This is a genomic window from bacterium (assembly GCA_040753555.1).
Taxonomy (GTDB): domain Bacteria; phylum UBA9089; class UBA9088; order UBA9088; family UBA9088; genus JBFLYE01.
This window is the reverse complement of sequence record JBFMDZ010000083.1, coordinates 1-9,134: the sequence shown is the minus strand read 5'-3', so window position 1 is coordinate 9,134 and position 9,134 is coordinate 1. Positions and strand designations below refer to the sequence as shown.

Annotated in this window: 7 protein-coding genes; 2 read left to right on the top strand and 5 right to left on the bottom strand. The window is 36.8% G+C overall.

From position 1 onward, the window contains the following. Positions 1-455: 455 nt before the first annotated feature. Entirely contained in the window at positions 456-1,619 is a 1,164-nt protein-coding gene (locus AB1630_07695) for a glycosyltransferase family 1 protein (GenBank protein MEW6103676.1), read from the bottom strand. 37 nt (positions 1,620-1,656) lie between these two features. On the opposite strand from AB1630_07695, the gene AB1630_07690 reads away from it, so the two are divergent. Beyond that, positions 1,657-2,601, top strand: coding sequence for a lysylphosphatidylglycerol synthase transmembrane domain-containing protein (locus tag AB1630_07690; GenBank protein ID MEW6103675.1), 945 nt, complete (start codon positions 1,657-1,659; stop codon positions 2,599-2,601). Here the strand turns inward: AB1630_07690 and AB1630_07685 are convergent. The 4 genes from AB1630_07685 to AB1630_07670 are packed head-to-tail and all read right to left on the bottom strand — an operon-like array spanning position 2,546 to position 8,688. Further along, positions 2,546-3,133: a protein tyrosine phosphatase family protein gene (locus AB1630_07685; protein MEW6103674.1), complete on the bottom strand. Its 588-nt coding sequence runs from the start codon at positions 3,131-3,133 to the stop codon at positions 2,546-2,548. The genes AB1630_07690 and AB1630_07685 overlap by 56 nt on opposite strands. Then, positions 3,130-4,020, bottom strand: coding sequence for a diacylglycerol kinase family protein (locus tag AB1630_07680; protein MEW6103673.1), 891 nt, complete (start codon positions 4,018-4,020; stop codon positions 3,130-3,132). The genes AB1630_07685 and AB1630_07680 overlap by 4 nt, the downstream gene beginning before the upstream one ends. Before the next feature lie 36 nt (positions 4,021-4,056). Continuing rightward, a complete protein-coding gene (locus tag AB1630_07675; GenBank protein ID MEW6103672.1) occupies positions 4,057-4,704 on the bottom strand; it encodes a ubiquinone/menaquinone biosynthesis methyltransferase in 648 nt (215 codons plus the stop codon). Further along, a complete protein-coding gene (locus tag AB1630_07670; GenBank protein MEW6103671.1) occupies positions 4,705-8,688 on the bottom strand; it encodes a T9SS type A sorting domain-containing protein in 3,984 nt (1,327 codons plus the stop codon). Between the two features lie 209 nt (positions 8,689-8,897). On the opposite strand from AB1630_07670, the gene AB1630_07665 reads away from it, so the two are divergent. Then, positions 8,898-9,134 (top strand): four helix bundle protein (locus AB1630_07665; protein ID MEW6103670.1); only part of this gene is annotated, 237 nt, incomplete at its 3' end.

The window sequence follows — 9,134 nt, the reverse complement described above, 5'->3', positions numbered from 1 at the left end:
TGATATTGGACATTGGAAATTGGACATTTTTTTGACATTTGAACTTGGGATTTGGGATTTATTATAGAATGGATGAATTTTAAAACAGCCAAACATATAAAATACGATATACTGAATAGTTACAATTTATGTAACTATTCACCCTATAGGGAAATAAGGAATGTATATGTTTAGATAATGTTAAGGAAAATAATGAAGCCAAAGAATAAAAATCCCAATGTCCAAATCCCAATGACAAATGAAATCCCAATGTCCAAATCCCAATAATTTGAAATGATATTGGACATTGGAAATTGGACATTTTTTTGACATTTGAACTTGGGATTTGGGATTTATTATAGAATGGATGAATTTTAAAACAGCCAAACATATAAAATACGATATACTGAATAGTTACCTTTTTATCAAGATATGTCCTTACCCCGCCACTCTGCTTTCCATAAAAATTAGTCAGGTCAAGGAGCTTCATTTATTATTCTTTGATATGTAGCAAACAGGGAGGAAAAAACATTGTCCCATGACCTTGCCTTAGCATATTCTATGGCATTTTTTGACATCTTTTCTCTTAATTCGCTATTTTCTGCAAGGAGGTCTATCTTTTCAGCAAGAGAAACAGGGTCATTTCCCTTAACTACAAACCCATTTTCTCCATCAATAATTAGCTCCTTTGGACCACCCTGGTCTGAAACTATTGCTGGCAAGCCAGAGGATAATGCCTCCAAAACTACATTGCCAAAGGTGTCTGTTATAGAGGGAAAAATGAAGAAATCAGATGAGGCATATATCTCTGAAAGGGCTTTTTCTTTCAAAAAACCCAAAAATAAGGCATTGGGCAAAGACCTTTTCATTTCATCAAGATATGGCCCATCACCAACCACAACTAACGCAGGCTCATTTCTCCTGGCGAATATATCCACCAGGAGATTAAGATTTTTTTCGCAAGAGACCCTTCCTACATAGAGTGCAATAGGCCTTTTAATACCATATTTTTCTACTATCTCCTCCTTTCTGTATCCCTGATTAAATCTTTCTGTATCAATGCCCCTTGTAAATATTTCAATTGGCACCTTAAATCTTTCCTCCAATTCCCTTTTTGTGTCAAGGGATGGAGCCAAAACCAGCTTACATTGCCCATAATACCACATCATATACTGCCAGGTAACATTTTCCTCCTTTTTTCCAGTAAAACCAAGTTTTCCTAAAACCTGCTGAATTCTTGCTTTCACATAAAGTGGAAGGGAGGTATGATATGAGCCCAAAATGGGTATTTTTTGGGTATGGGCTACAAAAAGGGCTGTCAGACCCATTGAACCAGGGGTAGCTGTATGGATAAGGTCAAACCCGGCCTGTTCACAATAGGTGATAATTCTATTTCTTAAGAATTTCAGGTCAAAGGAAAGGTCTGAATAAATAGGAAGTGGGGCTATGGGTTTATATCTATGTATCTTTACTGTGCCCATCTTTTCTGTAATGGTGGGAGGGTCATTTTTCCCTAGTATGCCCGGACAAAATACCTCTAAAAATATTCCATTTTTGCAAGCAGCAGAGGAGAGCTTCTGCAAGGTCATTCCAACACCATTTACCTCATCGTATGTATCTGTAAATAGACCAATATGCATTGACTTTTTTAATCCTATCCCTTAAAATTTAAGACCAATGAAAAAAAGAATCATTCAAATTATAGTAAGTATTGGCTTAATGACCATCATTCTTTATCAAGCAGACCTGAAAGAGATAGGGAGGATTATCAAAACGGCTAATATTCCCTTAATTATCCTTTCTCCTTTTATCCTCTTTTTGACTGTTTTTATAAACTCCTTGAAACTTAAAATGCTCCTATCCATCCAGGGGATATGTCTTTCCTTTTATAAAACCTTTTGCTACCAAATAATTGGTGCATTTTTTTCCAATTTTCTTCCAGGAACCATAGGAGGTGATGTTTTCCAGACATATATCTTGAAAAAAAAGGGCTTTTCTGGCACCAAATCAGCTGTTGCAATTATGACAACCAGATTCACCGAATTTATAGGAATGACCACATTTTTTCTCATTTTTCTTTATCTTGGATATAAAATCCTTACCTTAAGCCTGATAAATTATTTGGCAAAAATCATCTTCTTCATCCTTGTCTTTATTTTCCTGTTTTCTATCTGCTATTGGCAGATTGTTCGTCATAGCCATCGCTTCCATCCTGTAATTGGAAATGCTATTTGTAAAATGCACAATGCTATTTTGCTTTATAGTCATCATAAAAGTCAATTCGTTTTTTCATTGGCCCTTTCCTTCATAACCACCTTTATCTGGATACTTACCCCATATATCTTGTCTTTAAGCCTTGGTATGAAGGTTTCCTTTTTCTATTTTTTTATCTTCATTCCTCTGGTCTATCTTATCAGCTCTATTCCCATATCCATAAATGGCATTGGCTTACGCGAAGGAACATATACATTCCTCTTCTACCTGGTAGGTGTAAATAAAAATATAGCCCTTTCCCTTGGTCTTTTGGTCTCTTCCTTAGAGCTTTTTAAAGCCCTGGTGGGTGGCTTCATTTACCTTGTCTATAAGAAGGCTCTCTCAATAGATTCTTATCAAAATCCTTAACATATCTCCTTAATTCATCTAATATAATCTGAAAGCCAAAATAATCCATTTCTGATAATGCCTCGCTATTGCTCCAATCATCATAAATAATTCTATACAAAGCCGCCATCATTCCTGTACGATCCCTTCCCAATTGGCAATGGAAGAAAACAGGCTGATTTTTTGGCTCATTAACAATCTGAAAGAAATATTTTACTTGAACAGGCTCAGGGGCTTCAAATGGGCTCATTTTCAAATGATAATACCTCAATCCCTGCTTTTTGCACCATTCTTCTTCATTACTATCAGAAGATCTCAGGTTAATAATTGTTTTAATCCCTAATTTTTTAAGACCAGCAAACCCCTCCTCTGTTGGTTGGGCGCCACGGTAAAGATTTTGGTTAATTTTAGCCATATTATCTATTCCTGCAAGGTTTATCCTCTGGCTAAACCTTTTTTCGTAAGCCTTCTCTGTGGATGGCTCATTTATCTTACAGCTTATAAAAAAGAAACAGATGAATAGAGCAATTGATTTTTGTATTCTTATCTTCATTGCTTTTTTTCAGAAGGAAGGATAACAGGAAGTATTGCGGGTGCAATTGAAAATTCCATTGGCACTGTCCCAATTACCTCACAATCCGTATGGACAAGAACAGGCTCTTCTGCCTCTATCTTTACATATTTAGCCTTAAAATATTCTATATCCTCAAACTCTGTATGGGAACGGGTAATAACACCTAATGTGTAGCGAAGGATGTCTAAAGCTGTTCTCTTTTTGAAGATGCAGAGGTCAAGCCAGCCATCATCCAGAGAGGCTAGAGGCGTAACGCTAATCTCTGGTCCAGCATAGGCTTTAATGTTTCCTATAACAACCAAAAAGCCCTTCCGCTTTAAAGGCTGGTCGTCAATTGAGATAAGCATCCTAGTTGGTTTCCAGGAAAAAAGCGATTTTAAGCCACTTATTGGATAAGCCAATGCACCCATAATCCGTTTAAACTCTTTCTCAAGCTCTGAGACAACATGGGCATCAAATCCTATGCCAGCACAGAGGATAAAATAGCGATTTCCAGCAAGACCAAGGTCAATCCTTTTTATTTCTCCCTCCTTTAAACAATCACAGGCAGACAATGAATCCAGGCCAATCCCTACCTCTTGACAGAAAACATTAACTGTGCCTAAAGGAATTACCCCGAGAATAGCAGGAGAGCCGACCATACCATTAATAACCTCATTAAGTGTGCCATCTCCTCCACCTGCAACTATCAATTCAAAACCTTTTTCTACTGCATCTCTGGCAAGTTTGATACCATCCCCCTCTTTGGATGTAAGGGCTATATCCACATCATAACCCATCTTTTTAAGCCTTTCTATCACAGGAGACAAAAGCCTATTTGCCCTTCCCTGACCAGCGGATGGATTGGCGATTAACCTGGCTTTCATACGCATATTATACTTTAAGTAAACCAAAAACTATAATTATTTTACAGCAAGAAGAAAGAATATAGAGCCAAACATAAACCTTTTTATCATTACATTTTTTGCTCCACTTTTATAAGCCATTTCCTCTATTTCTTCAATTTCTGGAAGATGCTTCAGGGATTCTCCAAGGTAGCTGTAAGAAGGCTCATCGCTTAAGAGCTTTGCAATGAAGGGAATGATTTTATAAAGATAGATTTTAAAGAAAAATCTTATAAACCTTTGTTTTGGAAAGGAAAGCTCAAGGATTACAAGTTTTCCGCAGGGCTTTAATACCCTCATTGCCTCTTTTAAAAAGCTTTGAATATCAATGTGTCTTAAGACAAAGCCAAGCGTTATTCCATCAAATACTAAAGATTTGAATGGAAGAAATAGGGCGTTTCCTACAATAGGGTTTATCTCGCATTTTTTCCTTGCTACCTCAAGCATATCCTCTAAAACATCCATCCCAAAAACCCTTGTATCTTTGCATTTTTTTATTTTTTGACAAAAATCTCCTGTTCCACACCCAATATCCAAAATTTTTCCTTGAAGATTTGCTCTTTTAACACAATCTAGCCGCCAGCGATTATGAAACCCAAGGCTCATAATCGCATTCATTCTATCGTAGTCTTTGATGATGCCTCTAAAAAGCCCTTTTATGTCCAATTATTTTACAACGCCGAGCTTTCCTATTTTCTTATCTTTACCATTGGATAGGACATAGATGTAGACGCCAGAGGAGATGTTTTTAATCTCCCATTTTGGATTATTATCAAAATTTTCCTTTTCAAATACCTCTTCCCCTGCAATATTGTATATCCTTATTGTTGTATTGGATGGTAGGTATTTGAATAAAACCTTATCAGTAGACTTTGCTGGGTTTGGATAGCAAATAACATTATTTAGGCTTAATGGCTTTATCTCCTCCTGAATTTGGACATTAACCTTCTTATTCTCATTATCCCTTATATCTATATCCTCAATCTTTAAATTACCTGCCCTTATCCTTGCAATAATGCCAGAGGAAGAAAGAAGGGGAAGAGAGGCGAAGGCAAAACCCATTCTTCCTCCCTCTATGAAGGGAAGGGATATGATAGAAGGCTCTGTTTTTATAGAGGCTTCTCCATCAAAGCTAAATGTAATATTTCCGCCCATTATATTGGAAAATCCAGAATACTTTACAACAAATTCATCCCCTTCCCTTTCCATCCAAACCAATCCTTCTGACCTTCTGACCCTCTGACCCTCTGACCCTCTGACCCTATATTGCCAATTCCACATCAAGCAAAATACCATTAAATCCTCAAAATCAATTATTCCATCAGGGCTTGAAATAAGGTCTGGTGGAATTCCAGATGCTGGACCTATGTCATATTCTATATTTTCCTTCTTCCAATTTAATGTAATTAGCATAAGGTCATCAAAATCTATTTTTTCATCCCTATTCAGGTCTCCTGTAATATATTTTCTTATTGTTATTGTTCCTGAAAAACCCTCTGCTGCAATTTTTGTGTTAGTTGAGTCTCGTAAGTCTACCAAAGAGAATAATAAGCTTGCCGTTCCCTCCTTTAATGCTTTAAATGTTATATTTGCCAATGTAATTAAACCCTGTGTTGGGCTTCCCAGCTTTGCACCAATAATGGTAATCTTTCCTGTGCTTGTTGAGAATAAAAATACATCAGAAAAATTTCCATTTTGAATATGTAAAGGCTCTAATTTATCGCCTGGATATTCCATTTCAATATTTGCTCCAATGAGAAAAGGGGCTTTAATAAAAATCCCTATTGTCTTTGTTCCATCTATAAATATAGAGGAATCAGATGGTTCTATTTTAACCATAGAAACATTTTCATTTGAAATTTTATAGGGAATATAAGCCCCATCTCTATCCATAAGCCTTGTTTGGGGCAGGATAACAAGATTTGGGTTTTTCTCTTTAAATTTTACCACAAGCAATGTCCCATTTCCTCCTACCTCTCCTTGTAGAAATCCAAAGGAAAAGCTTATGCTTCCATTTTCATAGACGCTTTGAAGAATTGCTGCACCATCAATAAATGCTCCTTTTTCTATTTCCATACATTCAAGGCTTGGATTGTAAGAGAGATAGATTGAGCCTCCGATTAAGCCAGATACATTTGATATTTTTACATTAAACGCCTCCTTCCCTGGCTCAATAGACAATACAACATTATCCTGACCCCTGACCCCTGACCCTTGACCCTTGACCCTTATGCTTCCAAAATTCTGCCTTAATATATAGAAATCAAGGAGGTCTACGGTACCATCGTGATTAAAATCAGAGGCAAGATTTGGTCCTGATTGTCCAAATTCGCTTCTTAAGATATAAAAATCAAGAAGATTTACCTGACCACTTCCATCTGCATCACCTGGAATACTTACTGATGCAGAACCATTTATAACATTAAATGGAATATAGCATCCATGATTGTCTATAAGATTTGTCTTTTCTATAGTAGAATTCGTTGATATTTCAAAGGAAATTGCAGATGTTCCAGATGTTCCATAAAACGCAATGGATGCTATTGTTCCAAAACCCGTTGCAGAACCAGAGAATAGGGAAGAGGCATATATAAGGGTTCCCGATGCATTATTGAATGAGGAGGATAAAAGGCTTGCACCCGATGGAAAGCTCCCTTGCGTTATTGTTGAGACAGAAAGAACCTGCGGGTTAAATGAGAGATAAATGGATACACCAACCACATTAGAAACATTGTCTACCATTACATTGACGGTTCCTATAGAACCAGAGCCAATTACAAGATATGATGGAGAAAGATAGAGGGTTGTTGAGCCAGTGGTTACAGAGGCTATATTTGAGTAAGAGGATGTCCCAATTTCATTATAGGATGCTACCCTGTAATAGTATCTTGTGTTTGAAAGGAGGTTTATATCTAAATAGGTAGATGAGGTTGTCGTTCCTACAAAAGAAAAGCTTGTAATTGTTCCTCCCCTTTCAATAATAAACCAAAGCTCATTATTTGAATTATCAGACCAGGAAAGGTTTATCTCTGAGTTTGAAACAGCGCTTGCTGTAAGGCTTGATGGAGAATTTGGGATAATATTAAATGTTGTTGCAGATGCTATATTTGAATATCCTGATTGTCCACCTGTAAGGTTATAGCTACAAACCCTATAATAATATGTTGTGCTTGCTAAAAGCCCTGTGCTTGTGTATGTGCTTTGTGTTGTTGTTCCAATAAGAACAAAGGCTGTGATTGTAGAACCCATTTCTATAACAAACCAAAGCTCGTTGCTTGAGTTGTCATTCCAGGAAAGGTCAATTGTTGATGAGCCAGTGGCGGTTGCTTGTAGATTAGATGGTGCGATTGGAGGAATATCAAAGGTTGTAGCAGAGGCTATGTTTGAATAGGAAGATGTCCCAAAAGAATTATAGGCACAAACCCTGTAGTAATATGTTGTATTACTTGAAAGAGAAGAATCTGTGTATGTGCCTTGTGTTGTTGTTCCAATAAAAGAAAATGATGTAATTGTAGAGCCCCTTTCAATTACAAACCAAAGCTCATTTGTAGAATTGTCATTGAAAGCAAGGTTTATTGTTGAAGATGAAATAGCTGTTGCTGAAAGATTTGACGGTGAAGAAGGAGCCGTTTCTGTCCCCAATGTTGCATATTTAAGATTGCCATTTGTTTCATCGTAATAAGATATATAGACAATGTTGTTGTGTATTACAATTGATGAATACATTCCAACATCGCCAATAGAATCAATTGTCTCATTTGCCCAAGAGCTACTACTTCCATAGGCTATTTTTAAATCTTTGTTTGTTGCATCGTAGTAGGAAATCCATACCGTGTCTGAGCCATCTATTGAGCAAGAGCAATATTTTCCAACATCGCCAAGGGAATCTATTGTATATAATGTCCATGTTCCATCAGGGTTTATTGCATATTTTAAATTTGCATTTGTAACATCATAGTAAGCAATATGCAAAGACCCGCTATTTCCAGCGAGAGATGAATATTGTCCGACATCGCCTATTGTATCTATTGTTCTTGAGCCCCATGTTGTTGTATTCCAAAAGGCAAACCTTAAATCGCCATCCGTTGCATCGTAGTATGTCATACAGGGAAGGCTATCCTCTACAAGGAAAAGGGATGAAAACCTTCCCCTGTCTTTATTTAAAGCATAATCTACGGTTGATGTTGCCCAATAACCACCTGTCCAGAATGCGAATTTTAAGGCTTTGTTTCTTTCATCATAGTAGCTTATTGCAGGATATTGCTCTGTATCTATCTTTAAGGAGCTAAACTTTCCTACATAAGGCTGGTCAACAATTAAGCTTGTTGTGCCAATGCCTTTTGTATATAAAAGCCTTTGAGATGTTGCATTGTAATGGCTTATGTGGGGATTATTGCTGCTGTCTAAATCAATGGATGTATAATAACCAACAGAGCCTGTTGTTCCTATTGTATTTGTAGTCCAGAAAGAGCCATTAAAATAGGCATATTTTAAGCCTCCTGTTGTAAGGTTTGTGTATGAAATATAGGGTTTTCCCGAAGAATCACAAGCAATGGATGAATACGCACCAACATCGTCAGGGGAATCATCTATTGTTTGTATCTGCCAGGAAAATACAAGAGCTGGAAACAAAAGATAAATAATAATCATCCTACCTTTTTTATCGGCATTTTTTGTATTTTACTTGAGCTAAAAAATAGAGAATGGGGATCTGGGAATAGGAAATACGAAATTATTTGTAACTATTCAGTCATTACAGAGAGAAACGGAGAATGGATGAATTGGAGAGAGGGAGAAGGGGAGAAAGGAAGAATCTTAAGAAGGGGAGAAATTTCTCCGTTTCACAGAAAAAGGGGAGAATGGGTGAAAAAATACAAAGCTATAAAGACTTAAAAGTTTATCAAAATGCGATGAATACAGCTATGGAAATTTTTAATATTACAAAGTTTTTTCCAATAGAAGAGAGATATTCCTTAGTTGATCAAATCCGAAGGTCATCCCGTTCGGTATGTGCAAATATTGCAGAGGAATGGAGGAAAAGGCGATATAAATCCGCATTTATTGCCAAATTAAGTGATGCAGAAAGTGAAGCATGC

Excerpts from the sequence above, each read along its gene's own strand:
- AB1630_07685 (MEW6103674.1), bottom strand. The coding sequence starts at position 3,133 with ATGAAGATAAGAATACAAAAATCAATTGCTCTATTCATCTGTTTCTTT.
- AB1630_07680 (MEW6103673.1), bottom strand. The coding sequence starts at position 4,020 with ATGAAAGCCAGGTTAATCGCCAATCCATCCGCTGGTCAGGGAAGGGCA.
- AB1630_07690 (MEW6103675.1), top strand. The coding sequence starts at position 1,657 with ATGAAAAAAAGAATCATTCAAATTATAGTAAGTATTGGCTTAATGACC.
- AB1630_07695 (MEW6103676.1), bottom strand. The coding sequence starts at position 1,619 with ATGCATATTGGTCTATTTACAGATACATACGATGAGGTAAATGGTGTT.
- AB1630_07670 (MEW6103671.1), bottom strand. The coding sequence starts at position 8,688 with ATGATTATTATTTATCTTTTGTTTCCAGCTCTTGTATTTTCCTGGCAG.